Source organism: Streptomyces sp. NPDC091387, assembly GCF_044756945.1.
GTDB lineage: Bacteria > Actinomycetota > Actinomycetes > Streptomycetales > Streptomycetaceae > Streptomyces.
Genome location: NZ_JBIVTZ010000029.1, coordinates 1 through 26777 on the forward strand (window position 1 = coordinate 1; position 26777 = coordinate 26777).

Below are 26777 nucleotides of genomic sequence, written 5' to 3' on the forward strand. Positions count from 1 at the left end.
TACCCGGGTGAACACGCCATTTCCGAGGAGACGCCCCGGAGGGGCACCACCCCCCACCCACCGGGAAAGCGCCCCCTGCGGGGGCACCCGCACAATCAAGCCCGTCCGGCGATTGAGGACAAAAACCCGCGCCCCGGTCACCGCGTCGCGAACCGCTCCCGCAGCCGGTACTTCAGTACCTTCCGCAGGGTCTCGTTGCGGGGGAGGGCGTCCACCACCTCCAGTTGTTCCGGGAGCTTGTGGACGGACAGGCCCTCGCCGCGCAGGTAGGCCGTCAGTTCGGGGAGGGTGAGCGCGGCGGCGTCCGGCGGCTGTTCGATCACCGCGCAGACGCGTTCGCCGCGTTCCTCGTCCGGGAGGCCAATCACCGCCGCGTCGCCCACGCCGGGGTGGCGGGCGAGGAGGTCCTCCACCTCCTTCGCCGAGATGTTCTCGCCCTTGCGGATGATGATGTCCTTCAGCCGCCCCGTGAGCACCAGGTGCCCGCTCGGCCCGACGTGGCCGACATCGCCCGTGCGCAGGAACCCCTCGGCGTCGAAGGGGCTGGGGGAGGCCAGGTAGCCCTTGCAGACCGCCTCGCCCCGCAGCCGTACCTCGCCGTCCGTGTCGTACGGCAGCGGCTTGCCGTCCTCGTCGGTGATCCGGATCTCCATGCCCTCGGGCGGCCGCCCCTCCGTCTCGGCGAGGTGCTCCACGGTGTCGTCCGGGGCGCCCATCGTGATCATGGGGACCTCGGTCATGCCGTACCCGTGGGTGAGCTGGACGCCCATCTCGCGGACCACCGCGTGGTAGATCTCCGGGGGCTTCGGGGCGCCTCCGCCCGCCAGCAGCCGGAGCGTGGGGATCAGCGGGCGGGTCGGGTCCTTGCGCTGCTCCGTCAGGAACATCGAGTAGAACGCGGTGGAGCCGCCCGCGACCGTCACCCCGTGACGCCGGTAGCCCGCCAGCGCGTCCGGCATCGCGAAGTGCTCGAACAGCACTGCCGGGAAGCCGTACAGCAGCAGCATGACCGAGTAGTCGGGGCCGGCGACGTGGGCGAACGGGAAGGCCATCGAGCCGACGTCGGCCGCCGTCAGGCGCAGCGCGTGGGCCAGGCAGGAGCCGGCCGCGATCAGGCTGCGGTCGGTGTGCAGGACGCCCTTCGGGTCGGAGGTGGTGCCCGAGGTCCAGTAGATCCAGCGCACCGACGTGCCCTCCGCGGGCGGCGGGGGCAGGATCGCCGGATCGCCGTCCGGGAGGCTCTCGTACGCCTTGAAGACCTGCGGCGGGCGGTCGAGGTCCGCTGACAGGCGGCCGGCCATCGCGGTGTGGTCGAAGCCGCGCCAGGTGCCGGGCACGGCGAGGTACTCGGCCTTCGACTCGCGCAGCGCGAAGCCGACCTCGCGGTCGCGGTAGAAGGGGATGAGGGGCGTCTGCACCGCCCCGATCCGGGCCAGCGCGAAGGACAGCAGCGCCGTCTCCAGCCGGGTCGGCAGCTGCCAGGCGACGACGGTGCCGGGGCGTATCCCCATGGCGTACAGCCCGGCGGCCACCCGCTCGCCGCGGTCCCGCAGCTCGCCGAAGGTGAGCGTGCGGTCGTCCTGGATCAGGAAGGGCAGGTCGGGCGTCAGGGCGGCCCGGCGTTCGATGAGCTCCCAGAAGGTGCCCGATGATCCCAGGGCATGTGCGGTCTCGTTCACGGCGAACCCCTCACAGCTGACGGGTAGTCAGATCGTGCGGAGAGCGTAGAGCGCTGTGCCTTGTCGGTCCAGGGGTGCGGGGCTAGCCTGAGGGCGAAGTGAATCTGACGGGTCATCAGAAAAGCGTGCGCCGAAGGGGACACCATGACGGAACTGCCTCGGATCGTCAGCGTCGACGACCATGTGATCGAGCCGCCGCACCTGTTCTCGACCTGGCTGCCGGCCAAGTACCGGGAGCGCGGACCGCAGCCGCTGACCGCGGGCATCGGTGAGCTGGCCTACACCGGCGGCAAGTACGTCATCACGATGGATCCCGACGGCCCGCCCACCGACTGGTGGATCTACGAGGACCTCAAGTTCCCGTACAAGCGGAACATCGCCGCCGTGGGGTTCGACCGCGACGACATGACGCTGGAGGGGATCACCCGGGCGGAGATGCGGCGCGGCTGCTGGGACCCGGCCGAGCGGCTGAAGGACATGGACCTCAACCACGTCGAGGCGAGCCTCTGCTTCCCCACCTTCCCGCGGTTCTGCGGGCAGACCTTCGCGGAGGCGCACGACAAGGAGGTCGCGCTCGCGTGCGTCCGCGCCTACAACGACTGGATGGTGGAGGAGTGGTGCGGTGACAGCGGCGGCCGGCTGATCCCGCTCTGCATCATCCCGCTCTGGGACATCGACCTGGCGGTCGCGGAGATCAGGCGGAACGCGGCGCGCGGGGTGCGGGCGGTGACGTTCTCGGAGATCCCGACCCACCTGGGGCTGCCGTCGATCCACACCGGTTACTGGGACCCGTTCTTCGCCGTCTGCCAGGAGACCGGCACGGTCGTGAACATGCACATCGGGTCCAGTTCGCAGATGCCCGCCGCGTCCCCCGACGCCCCGCCCGCCGTGCAGGCCTCGCTCTCCTTCAACAACGCCATGGCCTCGATGATGGACTTCCTGTTCAGCGGGGTGCTGGTGAAGTTCCCGACGCTCAAGCTCGCCTACAGCGAAGGCCAGATGGGCTGGATCCCGTACGCCCTGGAGCGCGCCGACGACGTCTGGGAGGAGCACCGCGCCTGGGGCGGGGTGCGCGATCTGATCCCCGAGCCGCCGTCGTCGTACTACTACCGGCAGATGTTCTGCTGCTTCTTCCGCGACAAGCACGGCGTCGCCTCCCTCGACGTCGTCGGCCGGGACAACGCCACCTTCGAGACCGACTACCCGCACGTCGACTCGACCTTCCCGCACACCAAGGAGGTCGCCCTCGACCACGTCAAGGGACTGGACGACGAGACCGTCTACAAACTGATGCGCGGGAACGCGATCCGGATGCTCGGCCTGGACCTCGACAAGTAGGCGCGCGGTGGACCTCTCGTACACGGATGAGGAGGAGGAGTTCCGGGCCCGGCTGCGGGAGTGGCTGGCCTCGGTGCTCCCCGGGCTGCCGGGGAAACCCGACCCCGGCGACTGGCCGGGACGGCGGGCGTACGACACCGGCTGGCAGCGGCTGCTGTACGACGCCGGCTACGCGGGCCTGCACTGGCCCGCCGACGCGGGCGGCCGGGGCGCCACCCCCACCCAGCACCTGATCTTCCTGGAGGAGACGGAGCGGGCCGGTGCGCCCTACGTCGGGGCGAACTTCGTCGGGCTGCTGCACGCCGGCCCCACCGTCGCCGCCGAGGGCACCGCCGCCCAGCGGGCCCGCTGGCTGCCGCCGGTGCTGCGCGGCGACGAGATCTGGTGCCAGGGGTTCAGCGAACCGGACGCGGGCTCCGACCTGGCCTCGCTGCGGACCCGTGCGGTGCGCGACGGCGACGACTACGTGGTCAGCGGGCAGAAGATCTGGACCTCGCACGCGGAGGTCGCGGACTGGTGCGAGCTGCTCGTGCGGACGGATCCGGCGGCGCCCAGGCACCGGGGCATCAGCTGGCTGGCGATGCGCATGGACGCCCCCGGTGTCACCGTCCGGCCGCTGCGCACACTCGCCGGATCGACGGAGTTCGCCGAGATGTTCCTCGACGAGGTGCGGGTGCCCGTCTCGCACCGCGTCGGCGAGGAGAACGACGGCTGGCGGGTCACCATGGTCACGCTCTCCTTCGAGCGCGGCACGGCCTTCGTCGGCGAGGTCGTCGCCTGCCGCCGCACCCTGGACGCCCTGGCGGCGGAGGCGCGGCGCAGCGGGCGGTGGGACGACGCGGTGCTGCGCCGGAGGCTGGGCAGGCTGAACGCCGAGTTCCGGGCGCTGTGGCGGCTCACCCAGTGGAACGTCAGCGAGGCGCAGGGCACCGGCGGCGTGCCCGGCACCGGCGGCTCGGTCTTCAAGCTGCGCTACTCGCACGCCCGCCAGGAGCTGTACGAGGCGGCGGCCGAGGTGCTCGGCGCGGGCGACGCCCTCGACCTGGACCGGGAATGGGTGCTGGACCGGCTCTCCTCGCTCTCGTACACGATCGCGGCCGGTACCTCGCAGATCCAGCGGAACATCGTCGCCGAGCGGATTCTCGGCCTGCCGAAGGGGCGGTGAGCGGACAGTGGACTTCCGGCTCTCGGAGGACCAGCGGGCCCTGCGGACGGGGATACGGGAACTGCTCGCCGGCCGGTTCGGCAGGGACCGGATGCGGGCCGCGCTCGACGGCGGCGGGGGTGTCGGCCGTGAGCTGTGGCGGGAGCTCGGCGCGGCCGGTCTCTTCGCGCTGCGGCTGCCGGGAACGGCGGGCGGTGTCGGGCTCGGCCTCCCCGAGTCCGTACTGATGTTCGATGAGATCGGCCGGGTCCTGCTGCCGGGCCCCCTGGCCGCCACCCAGCTGGCCGCGGGCGCGGTGAAGGGGGCGGCGGAGGGCGAGGCCGTGGTGGCGCTGGCGGAGGCCGGGCGGCCGGTGGGCCACCTCGCCGACGCCGACGCGCTGCTGGTCCTGGACGGGGACCGGGCCCGGGTGCTGACCGGCGGGGCCCTCCGGCAGGTCGTACGGGAGGCCCGGCCCGTGCGGTCGCTGGACCCCGGCACCCCCCTGTGGCGAGTGCCGGACCTGGCCGCGCACGACGGCGAACCGCTGCCGGACGGGGCGCGGCTGCGCCGCGAGGGCGCCCTGCTGGCCGCCGCCGAACAGCTCGGCAGCGCGGCCAGGAGCCTGGAGTCGGCGGTTCAACACGCCGGTGAACGTGAACAGTTCGGAGCGCCGATCGGGTCCTTCCAGGCGGTCAAGCATCTGTGCGCCGGAATGCTCGTGCGCGCGGAGACGGCCCGTACCGCCGTCTACGCGGCCGCCGTGACGGCGGACCCGGTGGAGATCGCCGGGGCCAAGCTGCTCGCCGACGAGGCGGCCGTCGGCAACGCCCGCGACTGCCTCCAGGTGCACGGCGGTATGGGCTTCACCTGGGAGGCGGACGTCCATCTGCACCTCAAGCGGGCCTGGCTGCGGTCCGGGCAGTGGCTGACGGCGGCGGACGCGGAGGAGGCGCTGGCCGCCGATCTGGCCTGAACCGGAGTGAACGGGCGGCCGGTGCGTGCGCGGGACGCTACGACCCCCTGAGGTTCACGCTGCGGAGTGACGCAGTGCAGTCGGTATGCACCGATACCGGCTTGTGTCCTATGCGTGATTCGTCACGGGGTGGAGTCGGCGCCGCGCTCGGGTACGCTCCGTTGGATGCGAGTGGTTCTGGAACCTGGCGATCCGGATGTGGCCTGTACGGCTGCTCCGGTCCGCGAGAGGTGCCCTGCTCGCGGTCCACACGGAGGGGCCGGACCTGCCGGGGAAGCGATTCCCGGGGTTTTCATGGTTTCCGGACGCCTCTGTTCGACTCTCCGCAACGTGCGTCGCACAGTATGCACTACGCGTACTCCTTCGCGCTGGAATATGCCCGAAGCGCTTGTTGCGGTGACTGTACGTCAACCATGCTGTCTCGTAGGGGAATCACGTTCCGTGACCCTGAGGAGGCGCGAGGCGATGTGTCCGCCGGTTCGGATGGTGTGAGCGGTGCAGGTGCTTCAGGTTCAGCTGGAGGTCGGGGCCGACCCCGCAGAGGTCGGGCGGGCCCGCAGATGGGCGCGTTCGCGGCTGGTCGGGTCCGGGATACGGGACGACGAGCCACTCGCCGAGACGCTCATCCTGCTGATCTCGGAGCTGGTCACCAACGCGGTCGTGCACACCGGCTGTCCGGCCGTGCTGCGCATGCTGTTCGGCTCGACGGGAGCGCCGGGCGACGCCGGGACCGTACGGGTCGAGGTGGCCGACGCCAGCTGCCGCCCGCCGCAGCAGCGGCACGCGGAGGGCGAGGACACCGGCGGCCGGGGCCTGGAGCTGGTCGACGGCCTGGCCGACCGCTGGGGCTGGCAGCCGGAGGGCGCCGGCAAGCGCATCTGGTGCGAGGTGGACCGGGGCATCCCGCTGATCCAGGTGCAGATGCAGCCCTGCGCCCAGGGCGCGGGCGCGCACGGCGGCGTGCAGGGCCCCGTGCAGGGCCCCGTGCCGTGCGACACCGGCGGCGGCTGTGACGCCGCCGCGCGTGAGGTGGGCGCCGCGTACGAGGCGTCGCACGCGGTCACCCATCGCGCGTAGGTCCGTCAGGAGCGCCGTTTTCCGTCGGTGCGGGGAACGGTCCCGCGCCGGCTCGGCACCGAGGCGGCCCGGCTCCTCAGAAGACCGCGACCGGGGCGACCGGTGTGCCGGTGGCGCCGACGAAGGGCTCCGGCATGGCGGAGAGCAGGAAGCCGTAGCGGCCCGACTCCGCGCAGGCCGTGGACAACGCCTCCAGATTCCAGTTCTGGCCCTGCAGCATCCCCATCTCGACCAGGTCCAGGGCGTGCACCCCCAGCCACAGGTCCTCGATCTCCGGCGGGAAGATCTCGAAGGTCAGCGTGTCATTGGCGACCGCGGCCACGTCCCGGGCGCGGAACCACTCGGGCGTCCGGATCGACAGGCCCGGTGACGGGTAGCCGTACCCGTTCTTGTCCCCGGCCAGATAGACCTGCACCTGCCCGGTCCGTACGAGCACGATGTCGCCGGCCCGCACCCGGACCCCGGCCAGCTCCTCGGCCGCGTCCAGGTCCTCGGGGGTGACGGCGTGGCCGCCGGGCAGCCGGTCCACCCCGTGGGCGCGGGCCACGTCGAGCAGCACCCCGCGCGAGACGATGTGTGTGGCCTTGTCGATGCCGCTGAACCGCGCGCCGCCGTGCGCGGTGATGGTGTCGGCCGGGCGGCCGTTGTAGATCTTCCCCGAGTGCGAGACATGGGTGAGGGCGTCCCAGTGGGTGGCGGTCTGGAGGCTCAGGACCGCGCTGTCGTCGCTGGTGGCGACGGTGCCGGGGCCGAACAGCTCCTGGTTGATCTGGACCATGGTGTGCAGCGGGTTGATCCGCCCCTGGATCAGCCCGCTCTGCACGCCGTCCTGCTGGAGGGGGAGCGCGAGCGGGATCCGCAGCCCGGTACGGACGGTGGCCGCCGCCTCCCGTACGACCTCGTCGGTGATGAGGTTGAGCGTCCCGATCTCGTCGTCCGCGCCCCAGCGGCCCCAGTTGTTCACGCGCTTGGCGATGTCGTGGAACTCGTCCGGCAGTGACATGGAGCCTCCTGGGGCTTGTGCCAGTGGACCTGATGACCCATAGAATCTAACGGTCCGTCAGAAACCGCGGGAAGGGGCCGGGCATGGGGAACTTCTTGGCAGGCAAAGTGGTGGCCGTCACGGGTGCCGGGCGCGGCATCGGGCGGGCCGTCGCGCTCGCCGCCGCGGCCGAGGGGGCGAGAGTCGTGGTCAACGACTACGGCGTCTCCATCGAGGGCGGCGAACCCGCCAGTGAGATAGCCGAGTCCGTCGTCAAGGAGATCGTGGCGGCGGGCGGCGAGGCGGTCGCGGTGGCGGACGACATCTCCACCATGGCCGGCGGGCAGCGGGTCGTGGACACCGCGCTGGCGCGGTTCGGGCGCCTCGACGGGGTGGTGTGCGTGGCCGGCATCCTGCGCGAACGGATGCTGTTCAACATGTCGGAGGAGGAGTGGGATCCCGTGATCGCCACCCACCTCAAGGGCACGTTCACCGTCTTCCGGGCCGCGTCCGCGGTGATGCGCAAGCAGGAGGGCGCGGGCACGCTGATCGGCTTCACCAGCGGCAACCACCAGGGGAGCGTGGCGCAGGCGAACTACAGCGCGGCGAAGGGCGGGATCATCTCGCTGGTCCGCAGCGCGGCGCTGGGCCTGCACAAGTACGGCGTCACGGCGAACGCGGTCGCGCCGGTGGCGCGTACCCGGATGTCCGCCAACGTCCCCATGGAGCTCAAGGAGATCGGCGAGCCGGAGGACGTGGCGGCGCTCGTCGTCTACCTGCTCAGCGAGCGGGCCCGCGCGGAGAAGATCACCGGGCAGGTGTACACGATCGCGGGCCCGAAGATCGCGGTCTGGGCCCAGCCGAGGGAACTGCGCGCGGGGTACGCGGAGGGGGCGGCGTGGACCCCGGAACGCATCGCGGACTTCCTGCCGGGGACGGTGGGCACGGACCCGATGCCGATGCTGGCGCAGCTGGAGGCGATGGCGGAGGCGGCGCGGGCCGCGGCAGCAGGAGCCCGCCCGAACGCCTGACCGGGGACCGGGGGTGGGGGCGCGCTCAGCCCCTCCGGCGATTGAGGAGCGGGGGTTCGGGAGCGGAGCCCCCGGTTGCCGGGCGCGCGGGTGCGTCGCCGGGGCGCTGCCCCGGACCCCGGTCCTCAATCGCCGGACGGGCTGGATATGGGCACCCAACCCCGGACGGGCCGGGTGGGCACCGAACCCCCGGCGGGGCCGGAGGCAGCGCCCCGAACCCCGGACGGGCCGGGTGGGCCGCGAACCCCCGGCGGGGCCGGAGGCAGACCCCGCCCCCGCACAACGCAGCGCTACATCATCGCCGAGCGCGTGCTCGGCCTACCGAGGGAGCCGAGATGAGAGGTGTCGTCTTCGACGGCAAGCGGACCGAGGTCGTCGATGATCTGGAGATACGTGATCCGGGTCCCGGCGAGGTGCTGGTCGCGGTGGCCGCGGCAGGCCTCTGCCACAGTGATCTGTCGGTGATCGACGGGACGATTCCGTTCCCGCTGCCGGTGGTGCTCGGGCACGAGGGCGCGGGCGTGGTGGAGGCGGTCGGCGCGGGCGTGAGCCATGTGGTGCCCGGCGACCACGTGTCGCTGTCCACGCTGGCCAGCTGCGGGGCGTGCGCGCAGTGCGACCGGGGCCGGCCGACGATGTGCCGCAAGGCGATCGGGATGCCGGGGCAGCCGTTCTCGCGGGGCGGGAAGCCGCTGTACCAGTTCGCGTCGAACTCGGCGTTCGCCGAACGGACCCTGGTCAAGGCCGTGCAGGCGGTGAAGATCCCCGCGGACCTGCCCCTCACCTCGGCGGCCCTGATCGGCTGCGGGGTGCTGACGGGAGTCGGAGCCGTACTGAACCGGGCCAGGGTCGACCGCGGCGAGAGCGTCGTCGTGATCGGCACCGGCGGCATCGGGCTCAACGTGATCCAGGGCGCGCGGATCGCCGGTGCGCTGACCATCGTCGCGGTCGACTCCAACCCGGAGAAGGAGGCCGTGGCCCGGCAGTTCGGCGCCACCCACTTCCTGACCTCGGCCGACGGCGTCAAGGAGATCCTGCCGCACGGCGCCGACCACGCCTTCGAGTGCGTGGGCCGCACCGAGCTGATCCGTACCGCGATCGACCTGCTGGACCGGCACGGCCAGGCGATCCTGCTGGGCGTGCCGGCGGCGACGGCCGAGGCGTCGTTCCTGGTCTCGTCGATGTACCTGGACAAGTCGATCCTGGGCTGCCGCTACGGCTCCTCGCGCCCGCAGCGCGACATCGCCCTGTACGCGGACCTGTACCGGGAGGGCCGGCTGCTGCTGGACGAACTCGTCACCGAGACCTACCCGGTGGAGGACTTCGCCAAGGCGGCGGACGACGCCCACCACGGACGGGTGGCCCGGGGGGTGCTGGTGTTCTGAGGGCGGGGAGGCCGCTCAGCAGCGGTCTCCCACCGTCGCCCGGAACGTCCGGCGGTACATCGTCGGCGATACCCCCAGCGTCGCCTGGAGGTGCTGCCGCAGCGAGGTGGGCGTGCCGAAGCCGGCGTCGCGGGCGACCTGGTCGATCGACAGGTCGGTGGACTCCAGCAGCTGACGGGCCCGTTCCACCCGCTGCTGGGTGAGCCACTGGACGGGGCTGATCCCGACCTCTTCACGGAAACGGCGGGTGAACGTCCGTACGCTCATCGACTCCTGCTGCGCCATGTCGCGCAGCAGGATCGGCCGTTCCAGCCGCCCGAGCGCCCAGGCCCGTGCGGTGGTCGTGCCGGCGATCTGGGCATCGGGGACCGGGCGCTTGATGTACTGCGCCTGGCCGCCGTCGCGGTGCGGCGGTACGACGATGCGCCGGGCGACGTCGTTGGCGACGGTGGTGCCGTGGTCCCGGCGCACGATGTGCAGGCAGAGGTCGATCCCGGCGGCGACCCCGGCGGACGTCAGGACGTCCCCGTCGTCGATGAACAGGACGTCGGGGTCGACCCGGATCGCCGGGAACAGCTTCTGGAAGTGGTCGGCGGACGACCAGTGGGTGGTGGCGGGGCGGCCGTCGAGGTATCCGGCGGCGGCGAGCACGTAGCTGCCGGTGCAGATGGAGACCATCCGGGTGCCGGGCCTGATGTACGCGAGCGCGGCGGCGAGTTCCTCGGTGAGCCGGCCCTCGGTGTGGACGGGGCCGAGTTCGTAGCTGGCGGGGATCACCACCGTGTCGGCGGTGGCGAGGGCCTCCGGGCCGTGCTCGACCGTGATCGTGAAGTCCGCGTCGGTGTGGACCCGGCCGGGCGGGCGGATCGAACACGTGACGACTTCGTAGAGTTTGTGGCCCAGGTTGAACGGCTCGATTCCGACGGAACGGCCGAATATCCTTTGGGGGATGCCCAGTTCGAAGGGGATCAGCCCATCGAGGGCGAGGACGACGACTCGGTGTGGCACGGCGGACTCCCTTCACCACTAGCTGGTATAGACCATAAGCTGATACATGTCATCGGTGTGAAGGAAAAGTCAGCAGACCACGCATGCATTCCCGCCGCGGACAGCGAGAGCGCTTTGCGTGATTCGCCCCCCTTGGTGCCGTTGGCCGGACTCTCGTCCCTGCCACCCGAGTCGCTCCTGCCGCCCTTGCCCGTCGGGCCCGACCGGCTCTGGAACCGCAACTTCCGGCTCTTCTTCGTCGCCCGTACCGCGGCGCTCTTCGGCGACGGAATGATCCCGGTGGCCCTCACCGCGGGCCTGTTGGGTGCGGGGCGCCCGCACTCCTCCGTGGGGTACGCGCTGGCGGCCTGGATGGGACCGCTGGCGCTGTTCGTCCTCTTCGGAGGCGTACTGGCGGACCGGTTCACCCCGCGCCGGATGATGATCATCGCCGACGCGCTGCGGCTGATCGGCGCCTCCGCGCTCGCGGTCTCCTTCGCGGTCGGCAACCCGCCGCTGTGGGCGGTGTACTCGCTGAGCGCGGTGGCCGGCGTGGGGGCGGCTCTCTTCCAGCCGGGGGTCGCCTCGACCGTGCCCCGGGTGTCCTCCGACGTGCAGCGCGCCAACGCGGTGCTCCGCGTCTCCGAGGCGCTGATGACCATGGCGGGCCCGGCGTTCGCCGGTGTGCTCGTCGGGCTGGCCAGCGCCGGCGCGGTCTACGCGGCGAACGCCTCGACGTTCCTGGTCTCCGGCATCTGCCTCTTCCTGCTGCGGCTGGCCCCGGCCCCGTCGGACGAGGCGCAGCGCGGCACGTTCGTCGCCGAACTGGTGGACGGCTGGCACGAGTTCCGGGCGCGCAGCTGGCTGTGGGGTGTGATCGCGGTCTGGACGGTGTACGGGTTCAGCGTGCTCGGCCCGATGCTCCCGCTGACCGCCGTCGAGGTCACAGAGGCGCACGGCTCGGGGACGTACGGCGCGATGATGGCGGTGAACGGCGCGGGCAGCGTCGTCGGCGGTCTGCTCGCCCTGCGGCTGCGGCCGCGCCGCCCGCTGGCGGCGGGGGCCGTGGCGCTGACCGGGGTGTGCGTGAACCTGTTGGTGCTGGGGCTCGGGATGCCCGTGTTCGCGCTGGGGATCGGTCAGTTCATCGCGGGCTCGGCGTTCGCGTTCTGGCTGGTGATGTGGTCGACGACCGTCCAGACGCAGGTGCCGCCGGAGGCGCTGAACCGGCTGCACGCGTACGACGTGGCCGGATCGCTGCTGATGCTGGCGGCGGGCCGGGCACTGGCGGGACCGGTCGCCGACCGGGTGGGCGCACCGCAGGTGCTGCTGGCCGGAGCGGTGATCAACATGCTGGCGGTGGGCGTGCTGCTGGCGGCCCGGCCGATCCGCCGGCTGGAGCGGATCAGGTGAGGGTGCGCGGACGACGCGTGTACCGGGCCCGGTTGGCTGCGGCGGGGGCGGCCGTGGTGACGGTCGCGGCCGGGCTCGGCGTCCGTACCGTCGCGGAGGGCGCTCTCGCCAAGTACGCCGGGGACGCGCTCTACACGGTCCTGATCTGCGCCCTCGTCGCGCTGTGCGCGCCCCGGGCCCGGCCGCTCACCGTGGCCGGCACGGGGCTGGTGCTCAGCTGGGCGGTCGAGCTGAGCCAGCTGACCGGGGTGCCCGCGGAACTGTCCCGGCACAGCGCGGTGGCGCGGCTGGTCCTGGGCTCGACGTTCAACGCGCCCGATCTGCTCTGGTACGCGGTGGGCGCGGCGGCGGCCTGGGGCGTGCACACCGCGGCGCTGGCTTCCCGCGCGCCCGGTCCCCGGACTTCCGCGCCCCGATGACCACCCGGGCCCGGCTCCCCGCGTGGCCCGATCCCTGCGAACAGTGTCCCTCCGGCCACTCGTGAGGGGGGTCGCGGTGACGGGATGCTGACGGACGTGACCCAGACAACCGAAAGTGCCGCCCGGGATGCCCGTCGGCGGATCTCCCCCGAGGTGCGGCGCCGGCCGCGTATCCACCGCGCGTGGATCGTCGCCGCCGTCACCTTCGTGACGATCATCGGCGGCGCGGCCTTCAGCTCCCTTCCCGGGCTGCTCATCGACCCGCTCCACACGGAGTTCGACTGGTCGCGCGGGGAGATCGGGCTCGCGGTGTCGATCGACATGGCGCTGTACGGGCTCACCGCGCCGTTCGCCGCGGCGCTGATGGACCGGTTCGGCATCCGCCGGGTCGTGGTCGTCGCGCTCGGCGCGGTCGCCGCCGGGGCGCTGGCCAGTGTGTGGATGACGGCGGCCTGGCAGCTGATGATCTATTGGGGCGTGCTCGTCGGCCTCGGCAGCGGCTCGATGGCGATGGCCTTCTCCGCGACGGTCACCAACCGCTGGTTCGTCACCCGGCGCGGCCTGGTCACCGGCATCCTCACCGCGGCGGGCGCCTCCGGTCAGCTGGTGTTCCTGCCGCTCTGCGCCTGGATCATCGACGCGCACGGCTGGCGCCCGGCCTCGGTGACCGTCGCACTCGCCGCCCTGGTCGTCGTCCCGTTCGTCTGGCTCCTGATGCGCGACCACCCGGCCGACGTGGGCCTGGCCCCGTACGGCGGGGAGTACGTGGAGAAGCCCGCGCCCGCCCGGGGTGCGGCGAGCCGGACCGTGCGCGTGCTGTTCGACGCCGCCCGCACCGGACCGTTCTGGCTGCTGGTCGGCACCTTCGCGATCTGCGGCGCCTCGACCAACGGCCTGATCCGCACCCACTTCGTGCCCTCGGCGCACGACCACGGCATGCCCATCACCGCCGCGGCCTCACTGCTCGCGGTCATCGGGATCTTCGACATCATCGGCACGGTCTTCTCGGGCTGGCTCACCGACCGCTTCGACTCCCGGCGGCTGCTGGCCGTCTACTACGCGCTGCGCGGGATCTCGCTGTTGTTCCTGCCGATGCTGATGGGGCCGACCGTGCATCCGCCGATGGTCTTCTTCATCGTGTTCTACGGCCTGGACTGGGTCGCCACGGTCCCGCCGACCCTGGCCCTGTGCCGGGAGCAGTACGGCGAGGACAGCGCGATCGTCTTCGGCTGGGTCCTGGCGTCCCACCAGGTGGGCGCGGCGGTGGTCGCGTTCCTCGGCGGAGTGGCGCGGGACCGGTTCGGCTCGTACGACGTGGTCTGGTACGCGGCGGGGGCGCTGTGCGCGGTGGCGGCGCTGATGGCGCTGGTGATCCAGCGGGTCCGGCAGCCGTCGGACTCCGTCGTGCTGTGACCGGGTCCGCTCAGCGGCTGAAGCGCCCGAACGCCCCCTGGTGGAACAGCAGCGGACCGTCCCCGTCCGTCGCCGCCCCCAGCGCCTCCACCCGGCCGACCACGATCAGGTGGTCGCCGCCGGTGTGGACGGCCTGGATACGGCAGTCGACCCAGGCGGGCACGTTGTCCAGCAGCGGCGAGCCCGTCGCGGGTGCGGGGGAGTGGGCGACCCCGGCGAACTTGTCGGCCCCGCTGACCGCGAAGGACCGGCACAGCGCGCCCTGTTCCGCCCCCAGGATGTTGACGCAGAAGGCCCCGGCGCGGGCGATGCGCGGCCAGGTCGTCGACGTACGGGCGACCATGAACGTGACCAGCGGCGGGTCCAGCGAGAGCGAGGCGAACGACTGGCAGGCGAAGCCGGCCGGACCGGCTGTGCCGTCGGTGTTCGGATCGTGCGCGGTGACGATGGTGACCCCGCTGGCGAAGTGCCCGAGCACCCGGCGGAACTCGCCCGGATCGACGGGCAGCCGCTCGTCGTCCGCGACGGCTCGCAGGGACGGGCGCGGCAGTGGATCGACCGGCACCGGAGCGGCGGCCGTCGCGGCGCCGACGGACCTGAGGTAGCGGACTGCGGTCGCGGCCATTCCTGCGTGTCCCATCACCCTTCGATTAGACCTGACGGCATGTCAGATGGGAAGGGGTGCGGGACCGGCTCCCCGCCTCGCCAGGGGCCGGCCGTGCTCGCGGCCGCACGCGGCCGGAGGGCGGCCCGGTACTGCGGAAAGTCGGGTCCCCGGCGCTTCGACGCCCGGCGTCACCTGGTTCCGAAACGGCGACGCTGAGTCGTCAGGATTCGGTGGAGCGGGACGAGACGTGAGATGACCAGCGCGCCCGGCTACGGCCAGGGCATCGACTCCGAGCGTGCCCTGAAGTTCGCCGTGCAGCGGATCCGCGGGGACCGTGTGCAGATCGTCGAGGGGATCATCGAGCACGGGGCACCGGCCCGGGACCACGAACGTGCCGCCCGAGTGGTCGCCGGCAGATCGAGGAACGCATCGACGAGCTGGGGTGCGTCGAAGGCTCCGGGAACCTGGACCTGCCCGGGTCCTCCAACTGGTACGTCCCCGACATCGCGGTGGTCCCCGAGGCGCTCGCCAAAGGGGGCGGCGCTCTGCTCCCCGACCGGACGCTCCTGGTCGTGGAGGTCACGTCGGAGTCGAACGCGGAAACCGACCAGGTCGTGAAGCGCCGCCGGTACGCGGAGTACCGAGCGCCGCTGTACCTCCTCGTCGACCGGATCGAGGGCAGCGTGACCCTCTTCTCCGAGCCGGGTCACCTGGGCTGCACCCGGGTGGACGGTCCGCACCCGTTCGGTGCGGTTCTGCGCCTTCCGGACCCGTTCGGCCTGGACCTGGACACCAGCGGGCTGTCACCCGCGTGAGCCAGGCACAGCGGCAATTCGTCTAGATCCCGCGGTACTTCGGTGCCCGCCGCTCCACGAAGCCGGCCACGCCCTCGTTGGCGTCCCGCGTGGTCATGTTGATCTCCTGCGCCATGGCCTCGGCGGCGAACGCCGTGGCCCGGTCGGAGTCCAGCGAGGCGTTGACCAACTGCTTGGTGAGGGCGATCGAACGGGTGGGCCCCTCCGCCAGCCGCTGGGCCCACGCCCGCGCCGTCGCCGCCAGCTCCTCGTCCGGGACGGTCCGGTTGACGAGCCCCAGGCGCTCCGCGTCCCGGGCCGGGAGCGAGTCGCCGAAGAACATCAGCTCCTTGGCGCGCTGCGGTCCGATCAGCCGGGGCAGCAGGTACGCGCCACCGCCGTCCGGTACGAGGCCGCGGCGCACGAACACCTCGATGAACTTCGCCGATTCGGCGGCCAGCACCAGGTCGCAGGCGAACGCGAGATGGGCCCCGATGCCGGCCGCGGTGCCGTTGACCGCCGCGATGACGGGCTTCTCGCAGTCCAGGACCGCGGCGATCAGGCGCTGCGCGCCGAGCCGGATCGTGCGGGCGACGTCGCCCGGCACCCGGTCACCGGTCGCCGGGGCGCCCCGCAGGTCCGCTCCGGCGCAGAAGCCGCGGCCGGTGGCGGTCAGGACGACGGCCCTGACCCCGGGGTCGGCGGAGGCCTCCGCGAGCAGCGCGATGACGCGTTCGCGCTGGTCCCAGGTGACGGCGTTCATCGCCTCCGGACGGTTGAGGGTGATCCACGAGACGCCGTTGTCAGTGGCGTGGAGTATCAATGATTCAGGCGATCCGGACGGGTCGTGGTGGTCGGTGGTGTCTTCGGGGGAGGATGGCATGAGGCAGCTCCTGAGCAGGTGGTGGGCTCGATGGCGGGTGCGGCGGCGGGGCCGGTCAGCGGCAGACGGCGAGGGCGTCCAGCGCCACCGCACCCTGTCCGCGCCCCAGCACCATGAGCGGGTTGATGTCCAGTTCGCAGAGGTCGTCGCCCAGTTCCAGTGCCATCCGCTGCACCCGCAGCACCACTTCGACGAGCGCGTCCACGTCCACCGGCGGTCCGCCGCGCACCCCTTCCAGCAGGGCCCGGCCACGCAGCTCGCCGAGCATCGCCCGCGCCTGGTCCTCGCCGAACGGCGGCACCCGCACCGCCGCGTCGTGCAGCACCTCGACCAGTACGCCACCGAGCCCGACGGTCACGGTCGGGCCGAACAGGGCGTCCTGCGTGACGCCGACCATCATCTCGACGCCGCGCTCGACCATCTGGCAGACCAGGATCCCGTCCAGCTCGATGTCCTCGTAGCGCGCGATGTCGGTCAGTTCGCGGTAGGCGTCCCGCACCTGGCTGGCGGAGGTGAGGCCGACCTTGACCAGGCCCAGTTCGGTCTTGTGGGCCAGCCGTGCGCCGGAGGCCTTCATGACGACGGGGTAGCCGACCAGTCCCGCCGCCCGGACGGCCGCCGCGGCGCTGGTCACCAACTGCTCGCGGGGCACCCGGATCCCGTACGCCCGCAGCAGCTGCTTCGCCGCGTGCTCGCTCAGCTGGTGGCCCGGACGCATCAGTGCCTGCGCCTTGCGGAAGGAGGGCGACGGCGTGCGCGGCGCCTCGTCGAAGGGGGAGCGGTAGGAGGCGGCGAACCGGTGGTGGTCCAGATAGGCCTTCACCGCGGTGATGCAGTTGCCGAACGTACGGAAGGTGGCGACGCGGGAGGAGCCGAGCAGCGTCGTGCGGTAGGCGTCCTCGGTGCCGACGGGCGAGCCCCACACCACGCACACCAGCTTGTCCGTGGCCTCCGCCGCGTCCACCAGGTCCTGCGCGAGTCTGTCGCTCATCGGCGGGAAGGGGCCGGTGATCGGACAGATCAGCACCCCGACGGCGGGGTCCGCGAGAATCGCGTCGATGATCTTCCGGCCGCGCCAGTCGCCGACCGGGTGCCCGCCGTTGTCGACCGGGTTCGCCACGTTGAGGTAGTCGGGTATCCAGGTGTGCAGCTCGGCCTGCTTCTCCTCGGACAGGACCGGGATGTCCAGGCCCGCCGCGGTCGCCAGGTCCGAGAAGTGCGCGCCCGTGCCGCCCGAGATCGAATAGACCACGACCCCGTCGGCCAGCGGCTTGCGCGCCCGCGCCAGGAGGGCCGCGGTGTCCTGGAGTTCGTCGAGGCCGTCCACCCGGATCACGCCGAACTGCCGCATCGCCGCGTCGACGACCTGGTCGGCGCCGGTCAGCTTGCCGGTGTGTGACGCGGCCATCCTGGCCCCCGTCTCCGTCCGTCCGACCTTGACCGCGACCACCGGGACCCCGGCCCGTGCGGCCCGGTCGGCGGCGAGCAGGAAGGAGCGCCCGTCCTTGAGCCCCTCCACGTAGCAGGCGATGGCCCCGACCTCGGGGCGCTGGGAGAAGTACGCGATGAAGTCGGCGGTCTCCAGATCTGCCTCGTTGCCGGTGGGGGCCCAGTGCGAGAGCCGCACGCCCAGCTCCTGGAGGCTGTAGACGGGGCGCCCCTGGTGGCCGGACTGGGTGATCAGCGCGATCGCCGGCCCGTCCAGGTCGTCCCGGAACTCCTCGAAGGCGTTGAGGTTGGTGTTCGGCCCGAGCAGCCGCAGCCCCGACCGCTCCACCGCGGCGGCCAGCCGGGCCTGCGCGGCGGCGCCCTTTGCCCCGGTCTCCGCGAAACCGGAGGCGAAGGCGACGGCGAACTTCACCTTGGCGTGCGCGAGTTCCTCGATCACCGGGAGCGGGTCGCCGACCAGCAGCACCGCCAGGTCCACCTGCTCCGGCAGATCGGCCACGGAAGGAGAGCAGGCCCGCCCGAAGACGGACTCCCGCGTGGGGTGCACCGGATACAGCCGCGCCCCGACCCGCTCGGCCCAGGCGATCAGCTGGCGGGTGATCCCGGTATTGGGCCGGCCGTCGGTGTCGGAGGCGCCGATGACGGCCACGGACTCCGGCCGGAAGAACCGGTCCAGATCCGGCACGGCCGCGTGCAGTGGACGGCCGCTGACATCGAGATCGCCTTCCGCGGCGGCGGCCGTCATGCTGTGGACGGCGGCGTGCGGTTCCTCGCCACAGGCCACCACCCTGGCGCGGAAGTCGGTGGTGAGGGTGCCGTGAGTCGATCCAAGCATCGTTCCGCCCACTCCTGCTCGAAGGTCCCCGGCGCTCGTGCTGCCCGGCCGGCGTCATAAGCTGACGCTCTGTCAGGCTACTGAACTGACGGCCCGTCAGGAATGGTTGTGCAGGCAAAGGCTGAGAGTGACGGTTCGCAGCGGGATCGCCGCAGCCCCCGCGGAGACGTCCGGCGGGGGCTGAAGAGTGAGGTCGGAGGTGGGGGACGAGGGGTGCGGGGGTGGAGGGCGAGGGCGTGCGGGCGGTGGTGGATCAGCGGGTGCGGGCGAGCTTCCTGGCGATCTTCTCCGCGTCCAGGGCCAGTTCGCGGAGCATGCCGCTGATCGGGTTGGTGAACCCGGTGAAGTAGAGCCCGGGTGCCTGCTTCGGTGTGCGGCCGCCGTGCACCACCGGCCGCCCCCGGGCGTCCAGCACCCCGAGGTGGCCGACCAGCCCCTCGAGCGAGCGCAGGTAGCCGGTGGCCGCGATGACCGCGTCCGGGGTGATCCGGGTCCCGTCGGCCAGCACCACCGCGTCCTCGTCGAACGAGTCGACGGCCGCCACCGGGACCACCCGGCCGCCCTTCACCGCGTCGATCAGCCCCACGTCCTGGACCGGGATGGCGCCGTCCTTGACCCGTGAGTACAGGCCGGTGTCCGGGCGGGGGAGTCCCTGTTCGGCGAGGTCGGGCATGGAGACGCGGGTCAGCAGGCCCCCGGCCCGGTCGACGAGCGCGACCGGCAGCCGGCGCACCAGGATGCCGGTGCCCTGGGCGGGCCAGCCCAGCGTGGAGCGCCGCAGGATGTGCGGGACGGTGCGCACCGCGAGCCGCACCCGTGACGCGCCGCCCTCCACCAGGTCGACGGCGATCTCCGCCCCCGTGTTGCCGACGCCCACGACGAGGACGTCCTTGCCCGCGTAGGGGGCCGGGTCGCGGTAGTCGGAGGCGTGCGTCAGTTCGCCGGTGAAGGTGTCGCGCCCGGACCAGTCGGGGATGCGCGGGGTGTGGTTGAAGCCGGTGGCCACGACCACGGCGCGGCCGGTCAGCTCCCGGCCGCCGGTCGCGGTCAGCCGCCACCCGGCGCCGTCCGGCGCCCGGTCGATGCGGGAGACCTCGACGCCCGTCACCACTTCCAGCTCGTGGTGCTCGGTGTACTTCTCCAGGTAGCGCACCACGTTGTCGCGGGACACCCAGCGGCCGAACCGGCGGGGCATGGGCAGCCCGGGGAGGGCGGACCAGCGCCGGGTGGTGTGCAGGTGCAGCCGGTCGTAGTGGCGCCGCCAGGATGCGCCGACGTCCGCCGACTTCTCCAGTACGACGGCCCGTTGCCCCTGCGCGCGCAGGGCCGCGGCGGCGGCGAGCCCGCCCGGACCGCCGCCGATGACGTACACGGGGCGGCCTTCGGTGAGGTCCGTGGGGGCCGGAATGGGGCTACCGGGGGTAGATGTGCTGTCGGGCATGGTTTGGAGCGTAATCGCGCGCCCTCTTGATGGGTCTCGGTCAAGACCGGAATCGATTGCGAATTGATCACGGGTGCGCACTCGTGCGCATCCCCTTGCGCGGCCCGCCGCTATCGGGTGAACTGACGCACCTGAACTGACGTACCGTCAGATTGCGCGAACGGGAGGGCCCCATGCGGACGATCTGGCTCGACGGAGCCGAGTGGCTCGCCGTGCTCCGAATAGGCCTCGGCCTGTGGTGGCTGGAGAGCTGGCGGCACAAGGACAAGAAGGGCTGGTTCGAGCGCGGCACCGGCATCGCCTGGGCGACGGGCGTGGCGGAGAAGCACCGCTGGCCGGTCGTGCGCGGCGGCTTCGCCAAGATCGTCGCGCCGCGCCCGAAGGCCATGGCGTACGTCGTCGTCTACGCGGAACTCGCCCTGGGCCTGGGCCTGGTCACCGGCCTCCTGACCCCGGTCGCCCTGGTCGCGGGACTGCTGCTCAACCTGCTCTATCTGGTACTGATGATCCACGACTGGGCCGAGCAGGGGCAGAACGCGATGATGGCGCTGATCTCCCTCGTCGCCCTGTTCGCCATGTCCTGGCAGACCTGGTCCCTCGACCACGCGATCGGACTCTTCCTGTGACGGCGACCCCGCCGGCCCCCCGGACGACCACCGCGCCGGCGCCCCGCTACGACCTGCCGGAGCCGGACGCCTCCACCCGCCCCTACTGGGACGCCGCCGCCGAGGGCCACCTGCTGCTCCGCCGCTGCCGGGCCTGCGGCCGGGCGCACCACTACCCGCGCGAGTTCTGCCCGCACTGCTGGAGCGAGGACGTCGACTGGGAACGGGCGAGTGGCCGGGCCGCGCTCTACACCTGGTCCGTCGTCCACCGCAACGACCTGCCCCCGTTCGGCACCCGCGTGCCGTACGTCGCGGCCGTCGTCGACCTAGCCGAGGGGCCGCGGATGATGACGGAGGTCGTGGAGTGCGAGGAGTCCGCGCTCGCCATCGGGATGGAGCTGCGGGTGACGTTCCGCCGGGAGGATGGGGGCGAGGCGGTGGCGGTGTTCCGGCCGTGAACGGAGTTGCACGCGGCGGCATCCCGCCCACCGGGACGGAGCACTGCCCGGCCGGGCCGCACAGGTTTGGATGAGGGCCCTCGCCCTGCACGAGAGGTACCCATGCGGCTGGGAACCACCGGTCCGGTTGCCCCGACTGCCGGCAACGGAACGTAAGGGGAGAACTCATGCCACTCGCAGGACGCGTCGCGATCGTCACCGGGGCCGGGGACGGAATCGGAGCCGCCGTGGCCCGGCGGTTCGCCGCCGAGGGAGCCAGGGTGCTGGTCGCGGAGTTGAACGAGGAGACCGGCCGCGCCACGGCCGAGGAGATCGGCGGCCGTTTCGTGCGCACCGATGTCAGCGACAAGGTACAGGTGCTGGCGATGGTCGATGCGGCGGTGCGGGAGTGGGGAAGCGTCGACATCCTGGTCAACAACGCCTGGGGGGCCGGCAATGTGGGGCGGGTCGAGAACAAGACCGACGAGATGCTCGCCCGTGGTCTGGGTGTCGGCTTCTACGGGCCGCTCTGGGCGATGCAGGCAGCCTTTCCGCACATGAAGGAGCGGGGATGGGGCCGGGTCATCAACATGTGCAGCCTCAACGGCGTGAACGCCCATATGGGCACCCTGGAGTACAACGCCGCCAAGGAGGCCCTGCGCACCCTGACCCGCACGGCAGCCAGGGAGTGGGCTCCCACCGGGGTCGTGGTCAACGCGATCTGTCCGGGGGCGAAGAGCGCGGCCTTCCGCAGGATGATGAGCGACCATCCGGAGCTGGAGCAGCAGGCCGAGGCCATGAACCCCATGGGGCGGATAGGCGATCCCGACAGGGACATCGCCCCGGTCGCGGTGTTCCTCGCGGGCGAGGACGCGCGTTACGTCACCGGCAACACGCTCTTCGTCGATGGCGGGGCGCACATCAACGGAGTCGCGTGGGCCCCGGACCTGCCGTGACCGGCGTCCGGGAACGCGTTCCGCCGGGCCACCGAACGCCTCTCCAAGGCTGACGGCTCCCCGAGGACCCGGGCGCCGGCCGGCATCCGTGCGGTGGCACGCTGTTGTTCCCTGATCCGCACGGCCGCGAGGGAAGCACCCAATGAGCACCGGCAGTTATTACGAGCGCATCGACGAACACCGCTTCAAGCCCACTGTCCACGCGAGCGGTGCGTGGAGCACGGACGAAGTGCACTTCAGCCCGTTCGGCGGCCTCCTCGTCCACGCCATCGACCGCCACCTGGCCGACCGGCCCGGGAACGGCCTGCTCATGTCCCGGGTCAGCTTCGACATCCTCGGACGTCTCGCCCTCGACGCGTGCGAGATCCGGGTCGAGACCATCCGGCCCGGCCGCACCATCGAACTGGTCGAAGCAGTCGCCCTCATCGCCGACCGCCCCGTCGTACGCGCCAGGGCCTGGTGCCTCGCCTCCGTCGACACCGCCGCCGTCGCCGGGGGCGAGGCCGACAGGCTCACGGCACCCGAGACACTCGCACCCTGGCCCATGGCCGACCTCTGGCCAGGCGGCTACATCGCGTCCCTCGACGTCCGCCCGCTCGCGCCGCCCCAGCCGGGCCGTACGACCGCCTGGATCTCCACGCCCCTCGACCTCGTAGCGGGCGAACCCGCCGGCGCGCTCGCGTCCTACGTCGCGCTCGTCGACACCGCCAACGGCATTGCCGTACGTGAGTCACCCAAAGCCTGGACGTTCCCCAACGTCGACCTGACCATCCACCTGCACCGCCACCCCGAGGGCCGCTGGACCGGGCTCGACACCACGGTCGTCTTCGGCCCGACCGGCCAGGGCATCACCAGCACGGTCCTGCACGACATCAACGGACCCGTCGGCCAGGCTCAGCAGATCCTCACCGTCCGCCCTTCGTAGGGCGGCGCTCCGCCTTGGCATGGCTGCTCCCTGCGCTCGTCAGAATCGCGGACGCGACCACCTCGAAGAGGTGGTCGGCGCGTGGCGCGAGGGAGGGCTGATCGCCGAGCCACGCGAGCGCCGCTATCAGTGCGAACAAGTCGGAGCCATCGATATCGCTCCGCGCCATGCCCGCGGTCTGCGCACGGGTGAGGAGCCGCGCACCGGCTGCGCGCAGGGTGACGCACGAAGCGTGGAGCGCGGATTCGGTGTCGTCGATGGCGGCTGCCATGAGCACGGTCACGCCCCGATACTCGGTTGTCCACGCCACGCAGTCGCGTAGCCACGAAACGAGAGCGTCTTCGGGCGAGCTCGACGTCTCGAACTCGGCTGCCGTTGCCGTCAGTTCGTCGAAGCTCGTGCGGAGCAGGGCATCGAGCAGCGCCTCGCGCGTCGGGTAGTGACGCAGCAGCGTCGCGAGTCCGACATCGGCCCTGCGCGCGATGTCGCGCAGTGACACGTCGACGCCCTGCTCGGTGATAGCGGTGCCCGCTACGGCGAGCAGGTGGTCGCGGTTCTTCCTGGCGTCGGCCCGCATCTGTCCCTCTTGACTATTCGGATCAGTGGTCCATATATTTGGATCAGTGGTCCGGTTACATGGATCGCTGATCCGGATAAGCCTAGCCCCCAGCACGAGCAGGAGAAAGCAATGCCGACACACACGATGCGAGCGGTCCGGCTCCATGAGCACGGCGGCCCTGAGGTTCTGCGTTACGACGAGGTGCCGATTCCCGAGCCGGGGCCGGGCGAGGTGCTCGTCCGCGTGCACGCGGTCGGTGTCAATCCCCCCGACTGGTACCTGCGCGACGGCATGTCCAACCTGCCTCCGGAGACGAGGCCGAAGTTCGACCTGCCGGTGATCCCGGGGACGGACCTGTCGGGCGTCGTCGAGGCTGTCGCCGCGGATGTGGACGCCTTCTCCGTCGGCGATGAAGTCTTCGGTCTCCTGCGCTTCCCCAGCTTCGACGGCAGCACCTATGCCGAGTACGTGGCCGCGCCCGCGTCGGACCTCGCACTCAAGCCGGCCGGCATCGATCACGTGCACGCCGCCGGAGCCCCCATGTCCGGGCTCACCGCGTGGCAGTTCCTGATCGAGCTCGGACACGATCACCCCTCGCCCTTCCAGGCGGCGCGGCATCGTCCGGTGCCACTCGACGCCGATACGACAGTGCTCATCAACGGCGCCGCGGGCGGCGTGGGGCACTTCGCGCTACAGCTGGCGAAATGGAAGGGCGCGCGTGTCATCGCGGTGGCATCGGGCGAGCATGAATCGTTCCTGGGCGAGCTCGGTGCCGACGAGTTCATCGACTACACCAAGAGTCGCCCTGAGGAACTCGTACGGGGCGTCGACCTCGTTCTCGACGCCGTCGGCGGCCCTCACAGCAGCCGCTTCCTCCCCACACTCAAGCGCGGCGGCTCCCAGTTCCCCGTGTTCTTCGGCGAATTCGACGAAGAGGAGACCGCGAAGCTGGGCGTCACCGTCACGGGCACCCAGGTCCGCTCGAACGGCGCGCAGCTCGCCGAACTGGGACGCCTGCTCGACGCGGGCACGGTCCGCGTCGCGATCGACAGCACGTTCACGCTCGCGGACGCCCAAGCAGCGCACGAACGTGCCGCCGGAGGGCACATCCGGGGCAAGATCGTACTCACGGTCGCTTAGGAACGAGTCGCCTCACCAGCGCGTCCGGCGCCCCGCAGGTGGTCCGGACGGAGGGGGCGACCAGGCGGCCGGTTGGGCCCTTCCTCCAGTCCCGGTTCCTCAGGGCCCGGTCAGGTCGACCGCGACAACTCCTTGCGCTGCTTGCGGCGTTCCCGGAGATTGGGGTGGCGGATGACCACGCCACCCATGCCGCACGTGCCCGTGATCCGGAGCACGGGCGTGCCCGGCAGCCGGTCGCCCGATGTCTTGTCCTTCAGGCCGCCGAGCCCGAGATCCAGTGCGTCGGTCTCCGCCTTCCAGCCCAACGGGACCACGATCCGCACCCCCGCCATCTGAGCGTCCACCTCCACCTCGATCTCGCGCAGCCGGCATTCCGCCTGTGTGAAGTCGAGCCGTACGCCGCCCATGCCCCCGTAAGCGACGATCCGCGGCGGCACCTTCCAGCGGCCGGACCGCGCCGCGCCGTGGACGCCGCCCTGCAGCGTCAGCGGTTCGCCCGAGTCGAGCACGGCCGGCCCGAGGTCATCGGTGAGGGGCACGAGTTCGCCGCGGGTCCTGGCGGCCAGGGCCTGTCCCAGGCGGGTGTCCAGCTCGTCGAGGTCGATACGGCCCTCGGCCGCCGCCTCCCGGAGCTGGTCCACGACCGCTTCGCGGTCGGCGTCGGAGGCCCGCATACGGCCGGCGGATCGCGAGGGCTCTGCAGTCATGCAGCTGATGATACGGACGCAGGTACGCGAGGCGAAGGCTCGTGGCCCCGGCTACTCCTCGGGCACGAGTTGCGCCGTCACCACGCCGTGCAGCAGCTCCACGTCCACGAAGTCCCCCGCCTCCGGCGCCCCGCACCGCCAGCTCAGCGGATACGTGTTGCCGTGCGGCGCCGGGATGCCCACGTACTGGTCGCGGACGGCAGGCCCGAAGCACTTCGCGCCGGGCGGCCAGTCGAAGTCCTGGCTCGCGCCGGGCGCGAGCAGGAAGTAGGTCCACCGCGCTCCCGCGATCTCCCGCACGACGGGCCCGGGGTGGCCGTCGGTGAGCGTGGCCAGGTGGTGCAGCACCGCCTCGCCGCGTACGCCGCGCAGCCGGATCGCGTCGAAGTGAATTCCGGTCAGGTGGAGTTGGAGCCCCGAGCCGGGTACCCATTCGGGGAGTTTCTTCTGCGTCATGACCACGAGCATTCCGCCGGTTGCGTAGCGTGGCCAGGAGGACACGATCCACATCGTGCGGTGTGGGGAACGGTGGTGAGGTGTGGGGAAGACCGAGGTATCCCATGTCCGGCGGCTCGTGGGGGAGCTGATTCGCGTCCACCGGGTGCGCGCCGGGTTCACGCAGAAGACGGCCGCGCAGAAGCTGCTGATCTCGGAGTCGCTGATGGGCGCGGTGGAGCGCGCGGAACGGATTCCGTCGATCGATCTGTTGCTGGCGGCCGATGAGCTGTTCGCAGCTAACGGCGCTCTGAGGGAGTGCTGCGAGATGCTGGACGAGGAGAAGTATCCGCCGAAGTTCGTGAGCTGGGCACAGTCCGAGCGGACCGCGCGGGTCATCAACGGGTACGAGGCGATGGTGATGCCAGGTCTGCTCCAGTCCGAGGCGTATGCCTACGCACTGCACCGCGTGCGTGTGCCCGCGTACACGGAGTCCGAGGTCATCAGCCGCGTGGAAGCGAGGCTGGAACGACAGGCGATTCTGACGCGCACGCCGCCTCCGCACATCGGATTCGTCGTGGAGGAGTCGGTGTTGGAACGGTGCTTGGGCGGGCCGGAGGTGCTGAAGGAGCAACTGCGGCACATGCTCGACTGCATCGAGCGCCACAACCACGTGACAGTGCAGGTGATGCCGACAGCGCAGCACACCCATGCGGGACTGATGGGGTCCATGAACCTGATCTCCCCGGCGGAGGGACGCGCGTTCGTGTACGTGGAGGCACGTGGCGGGGATAGGTTTATCTCGCAACCGGACAAGGTCGTCGACTTGTTCGACCTCTTCGGCACCTTGCGGGCTCAGGCGCACAACCCCTGGGAATCCGTAGAGATCATCGAGAAGAAGATGGGGCAACTGTGAGCTACCACGACACCGGACTGATCTGGTTCAAGTCCAGCTACAGCAGCAACGAGGGCGCGACCTGCGTCGAGGTGGCCGCCTGCCCGCACACCGTCCACGTCCGCGACTCCAAGGTCACCGACGGCCCCACCTTCGCCGTCGCCCCCGCCGCCTGGACCGCGTTCCTGGGGCACGCCACAGCCAACGGCTGACCCGCACGCCGGGCCGCCAGGGGCGGCGTAATTACGGGCGCGGCACGCGGTGT

The 26777-nt window shown here is 71.6% G+C and carries 26 protein-coding genes and 1 pseudogene; 17 read left to right on the forward strand and 10 right to left on the reverse strand.

Features of this window, described 5'->3' with window-relative positions; translation table 11 throughout:
* Positions 1–137: 137 nt before the first annotated feature.
* Positions 138–1679, reverse strand: coding sequence for a class I adenylate-forming enzyme family protein (locus ACIQM0_RS36590; RefSeq protein WP_401295063.1), 1542 nt, complete (start codon positions 1677–1679; stop codon positions 138–140).
* A gap of 144 nt (positions 1680–1823) precedes the next feature.
* Here ACIQM0_RS36590 and ACIQM0_RS36595 point away from each other — a divergent pair, with 144 nt between their 5' ends.
* From ACIQM0_RS36595 to ACIQM0_RS36610, 4 genes are all read left to right on the forward strand, one after another.
* Positions 1824–3017, forward strand: a complete 1194-nt coding sequence (locus tag ACIQM0_RS36595; protein WP_363024206.1) for an amidohydrolase family protein — start codon at positions 1824–1826, stop codon at positions 3015–3017.
* 7 nt (positions 3018–3024) lie between these two features.
* Positions 3025–4182: an acyl-CoA dehydrogenase gene (locus tag ACIQM0_RS36600; RefSeq protein ID WP_401295064.1), complete on the forward strand. Its 1158-nt coding sequence runs from the start codon at positions 3025–3027 to the stop codon at positions 4180–4182.
* A gap of 7 nt (positions 4183–4189) precedes the next feature.
* A complete protein-coding gene (locus ACIQM0_RS36605; protein WP_401295066.1) occupies positions 4190–5137 on the forward strand; it encodes an acyl-CoA dehydrogenase family protein in 948 nt (315 codons plus the stop codon).
* A 495-nt stretch (positions 5138–5632) separates the two neighbouring features.
* Complete coding sequence (locus tag ACIQM0_RS36610; protein ID WP_401295068.1) at positions 5633–6214, forward strand: ATP-binding protein; 582 nt, start codon at positions 5633–5635, stop codon at positions 6212–6214.
* Positions 6215–6290: 76 nt separating this feature from the next.
* Here the strand turns inward: ACIQM0_RS36610 and ACIQM0_RS36615 are convergent, their stop codons facing one another.
* The gene (locus ACIQM0_RS36615; RefSeq protein WP_363024212.1) at positions 6291–7217 is read right to left on the reverse strand and encodes a cyclase family protein; all 927 of its coding nucleotides are present in this window, start codon (positions 7215–7217) and stop codon (positions 6291–6293) included.
* 83 nt (positions 7218–7300) lie between these two features.
* Here ACIQM0_RS36615 and ACIQM0_RS36620 point away from each other — a divergent pair, with 83 nt between their 5' ends.
* Complete coding sequence (locus ACIQM0_RS36620) at positions 7301–8227, forward strand: SDR family oxidoreductase (RefSeq protein WP_363024213.1); 927 nt, start codon at positions 7301–7303, stop codon at positions 8225–8227.
* Positions 8228–8562: 335 nt separating this feature from the next.
* Positions 8563–9612 (forward strand): Zn-dependent alcohol dehydrogenase, encoded by a 1050-nt coding sequence (locus tag ACIQM0_RS36625; RefSeq protein WP_385346812.1) that lies wholly within the window; start codon positions 8563–8565, stop codon positions 9610–9612.
* Positions 9613–9627: 15 nt separating this feature from the next.
* Here ACIQM0_RS36625 and ACIQM0_RS36630 read toward each other — a convergent pair whose 3' ends face one another.
* Positions 9628–10620 (reverse strand): GlxA family transcriptional regulator, encoded by a 993-nt coding sequence (locus ACIQM0_RS36630; protein ID WP_401295071.1) that lies wholly within the window; start codon positions 10618–10620, stop codon positions 9628–9630.
* 135 nt (positions 10621–10755) lie between these two features.
* Here ACIQM0_RS36630 and ACIQM0_RS36635 point away from each other — a divergent pair, with 135 nt between their 5' ends.
* From ACIQM0_RS36635 to ACIQM0_RS36645, 3 genes are all read left to right on the forward strand, one after another.
* Positions 10756–12012 (forward strand): MFS transporter, encoded by a 1257-nt coding sequence (locus tag ACIQM0_RS36635; protein WP_401295167.1) that lies wholly within the window; start codon positions 10756–10758, stop codon positions 12010–12012.
* A 2-nt stretch (positions 12013–12014) separates the two neighbouring features.
* Positions 12015–12431, forward strand: coding sequence for a DUF2809 domain-containing protein (locus tag ACIQM0_RS36640; RefSeq protein ID WP_401295073.1), 417 nt, complete (start codon positions 12015–12017; stop codon positions 12429–12431).
* Between the two features lie 84 nt (positions 12432–12515).
* A complete protein-coding gene (locus tag ACIQM0_RS36645; RefSeq protein WP_401295075.1) occupies positions 12516–13844 on the forward strand; it encodes an MFS transporter in 1329 nt (442 codons plus the stop codon).
* 10 nt (positions 13845–13854) lie between these two features.
* On the opposite strand, the gene ACIQM0_RS36650 is transcribed toward ACIQM0_RS36645, so the two are convergent.
* Positions 13855–14469, reverse strand: coding sequence for a flavin reductase family protein (locus tag ACIQM0_RS36650; RefSeq protein ID WP_401295077.1), 615 nt, complete (start codon positions 14467–14469; stop codon positions 13855–13857).
* Between the two features lie 234 nt (positions 14470–14703).
* On the opposite strand from ACIQM0_RS36650, the pseudogene ACIQM0_RS36655 reads away from it, so the two are divergent.
* Positions 14704–15266 (forward strand): annotated as a pseudogene (locus ACIQM0_RS36655) (Uma2 family endonuclease).
* A 22-nt stretch (positions 15267–15288) separates the two neighbouring features.
* Here the strand turns inward: ACIQM0_RS36655 and ACIQM0_RS36660 are convergent.
* The 3 genes from ACIQM0_RS36660 to ACIQM0_RS36670 form a co-directional block, all read right to left on the reverse strand.
* Positions 15289–16128, reverse strand: a complete 840-nt coding sequence (locus tag ACIQM0_RS36660) for an enoyl-CoA hydratase/isomerase family protein (RefSeq protein ID WP_401295079.1) — start codon at positions 16126–16128, stop codon at positions 15289–15291.
* A 55-nt stretch (positions 16129–16183) separates the two neighbouring features.
* On the reverse strand, positions 16184–18412 hold the full coding sequence (locus ACIQM0_RS36665; RefSeq protein ID WP_401295081.1) for an acetate--CoA ligase family protein: 2229 nt from the start codon (positions 18410–18412) through the stop codon (positions 16184–16186).
* 253 nt (positions 18413–18665) lie between these two features.
* On the reverse strand, positions 18666–19853 hold the full coding sequence (locus ACIQM0_RS36670; RefSeq protein ID WP_401295083.1) for a flavin-containing monooxygenase: 1188 nt from the start codon (positions 19851–19853) through the stop codon (positions 18666–18668).
* A 173-nt stretch (positions 19854–20026) separates the two neighbouring features.
* On the opposite strand from ACIQM0_RS36670, the gene ACIQM0_RS36675 reads away from it, so the two are divergent.
* From ACIQM0_RS36675 to ACIQM0_RS36690, 4 genes are all read left to right on the forward strand, one after another.
* Entirely contained in the window at positions 20027–20479 is a 453-nt protein-coding gene (locus ACIQM0_RS36675) for a DoxX family protein (RefSeq protein WP_401295085.1), read from the forward strand.
* Positions 20476–20916, forward strand: a complete 441-nt coding sequence (locus ACIQM0_RS36680) for a Zn-ribbon domain-containing OB-fold protein (protein WP_401295087.1) — start codon at positions 20476–20478, stop codon at positions 20914–20916. Before ACIQM0_RS36675 ends, ACIQM0_RS36680 begins: the two co-directional genes overlap by 4 nt.
* Positions 20917–21083: 167 nt before the next feature.
* Positions 21084–21851, forward strand: a complete 768-nt coding sequence (locus ACIQM0_RS36685; protein WP_401295089.1) for an SDR family NAD(P)-dependent oxidoreductase — start codon at positions 21084–21086, stop codon at positions 21849–21851.
* Between the two features lie 142 nt (positions 21852–21993).
* The gene (locus ACIQM0_RS36690; protein WP_401295091.1) at positions 21994–22776 is read left to right on the forward strand and encodes a thioesterase family protein; all 783 of its coding nucleotides are present in this window, start codon (positions 21994–21996) and stop codon (positions 22774–22776) included.
* Here ACIQM0_RS36690 and ACIQM0_RS36695 read toward each other — a convergent pair.
* Positions 22757–23353, reverse strand: a complete 597-nt coding sequence (locus ACIQM0_RS36695) for a TetR/AcrR family transcriptional regulator (protein WP_401295093.1) — start codon at positions 23351–23353, stop codon at positions 22757–22759. The two genes, ACIQM0_RS36690 and ACIQM0_RS36695, sit on opposite strands and share 20 nt — an antisense overlap.
* Before the next feature lie 111 nt (positions 23354–23464).
* Here ACIQM0_RS36695 and ACIQM0_RS36700 point away from each other — a divergent pair, with 111 nt between their 5' ends.
* Entirely contained in the window at positions 23465–24475 is a 1011-nt protein-coding gene (locus ACIQM0_RS36700; RefSeq protein ID WP_401295095.1) for an NADP-dependent oxidoreductase, read from the forward strand.
* A 110-nt stretch (positions 24476–24585) separates the two neighbouring features.
* On the opposite strand, the gene ACIQM0_RS36705 is transcribed toward ACIQM0_RS36700, so the two are convergent.
* The gene (locus ACIQM0_RS36705) at positions 24586–25182 is read right to left on the reverse strand and encodes a DUF1707 domain-containing protein (protein ID WP_401295096.1); all 597 of its coding nucleotides are present in this window, start codon (positions 25180–25182) and stop codon (positions 24586–24588) included.
* Positions 25183–25233: 51 nt separating this feature from the next.
* Positions 25234–25638, reverse strand: coding sequence for a hypothetical protein (locus ACIQM0_RS36710; RefSeq protein WP_401295097.1), 405 nt, complete (start codon positions 25636–25638; stop codon positions 25234–25236).
* A gap of 82 nt (positions 25639–25720) precedes the next feature.
* Between ACIQM0_RS36710 and ACIQM0_RS36715 the strand changes: the two genes are divergently transcribed.
* Complete coding sequence (locus ACIQM0_RS36715) at positions 25721–26533, forward strand: Scr1 family TA system antitoxin-like transcriptional regulator (protein ID WP_401295099.1); 813 nt, start codon at positions 25721–25723, stop codon at positions 26531–26533.
* Positions 26530–26724, forward strand: coding sequence for a DUF397 domain-containing protein (locus ACIQM0_RS36720; protein ID WP_401295101.1), 195 nt, complete (start codon positions 26530–26532; stop codon positions 26722–26724). The genes ACIQM0_RS36715 and ACIQM0_RS36720 overlap by 4 nt, the downstream gene beginning before the upstream one ends.
* Positions 26725–26777: the final 53 nt, after the last annotated feature.

What these genes read in the sequence shown, in the direction of transcription:
- ACIQM0_RS36645 (WP_401295075.1), top strand. Translation starts at nt 12,516, where the DNA reads ATGCTGACGGACGTGACCCAGACAACCGAAAGTGCCGCCCGGGATGCC.
- ACIQM0_RS36670 (WP_401295083.1), bottom strand. Translation starts at nt 19,853, where the DNA reads ATGCCCGACAGCACATCTACCCCCGGTAGCCCCATTCCGGCCCCCACG.
- ACIQM0_RS36690 (WP_401295091.1), top strand. Translation starts at nt 21,994, where the DNA reads ATGAGCACCGGCAGTTATTACGAGCGCATCGACGAACACCGCTTCAAG.
- ACIQM0_RS36595 (WP_363024206.1), top strand. Translation starts at nt 1,824, where the DNA reads ATGACGGAACTGCCTCGGATCGTCAGCGTCGACGACCATGTGATCGAG.
- ACIQM0_RS36615 (WP_363024212.1), bottom strand. Translation starts at nt 7,217, where the DNA reads ATGTCACTGCCGGACGAGTTCCACGACATCGCCAAGCGCGTGAACAAC.
- ACIQM0_RS36665 (WP_401295081.1), bottom strand. Translation starts at nt 18,412, where the DNA reads ATGCTTGGATCGACTCACGGCACCCTCACCACCGACTTCCGCGCCAGG.
- ACIQM0_RS36705 (WP_401295096.1), bottom strand. Translation starts at nt 25,182, where the DNA reads ATGACTGCAGAGCCCTCGCGATCCGCCGGCCGTATGCGGGCCTCCGAC.
- ACIQM0_RS36695 (WP_401295093.1), bottom strand. Translation starts at nt 23,353, where the DNA reads ATGCGGGCCGACGCCAGGAAGAACCGCGACCACCTGCTCGCCGTAGCG.
- ACIQM0_RS36660 (WP_401295079.1), bottom strand. Translation starts at nt 16,128, where the DNA reads ATGCCATCCTCCCCCGAAGACACCACCGACCACCACGACCCGTCCGGA.
- ACIQM0_RS36625 (WP_385346812.1), top strand. Translation starts at nt 8,563, where the DNA reads ATGAGAGGTGTCGTCTTCGACGGCAAGCGGACCGAGGTCGTCGATGAT.
- ACIQM0_RS36685 (WP_401295089.1), top strand. Translation starts at nt 21,084, where the DNA reads ATGCCACTCGCAGGACGCGTCGCGATCGTCACCGGGGCCGGGGACGGA.
- ACIQM0_RS36700 (WP_401295095.1), top strand. Translation starts at nt 23,465, where the DNA reads ATGCCGACACACACGATGCGAGCGGTCCGGCTCCATGAGCACGGCGGC.
- ACIQM0_RS36650 (WP_401295077.1), bottom strand. Translation starts at nt 14,469, where the DNA reads ATGGCCGCGACCGCAGTCCGCTACCTCAGGTCCGTCGGCGCCGCGACG.
- ACIQM0_RS36620 (WP_363024213.1), top strand. Translation starts at nt 7,301, where the DNA reads ATGGGGAACTTCTTGGCAGGCAAAGTGGTGGCCGTCACGGGTGCCGGG.
- ACIQM0_RS36675 (WP_401295085.1), top strand. Translation starts at nt 20,027, where the DNA reads ATGCGGACGATCTGGCTCGACGGAGCCGAGTGGCTCGCCGTGCTCCGA.
- ACIQM0_RS36710 (WP_401295097.1), bottom strand. Translation starts at nt 25,638, where the DNA reads ATGACGCAGAAGAAACTCCCCGAATGGGTACCCGGCTCGGGGCTCCAA.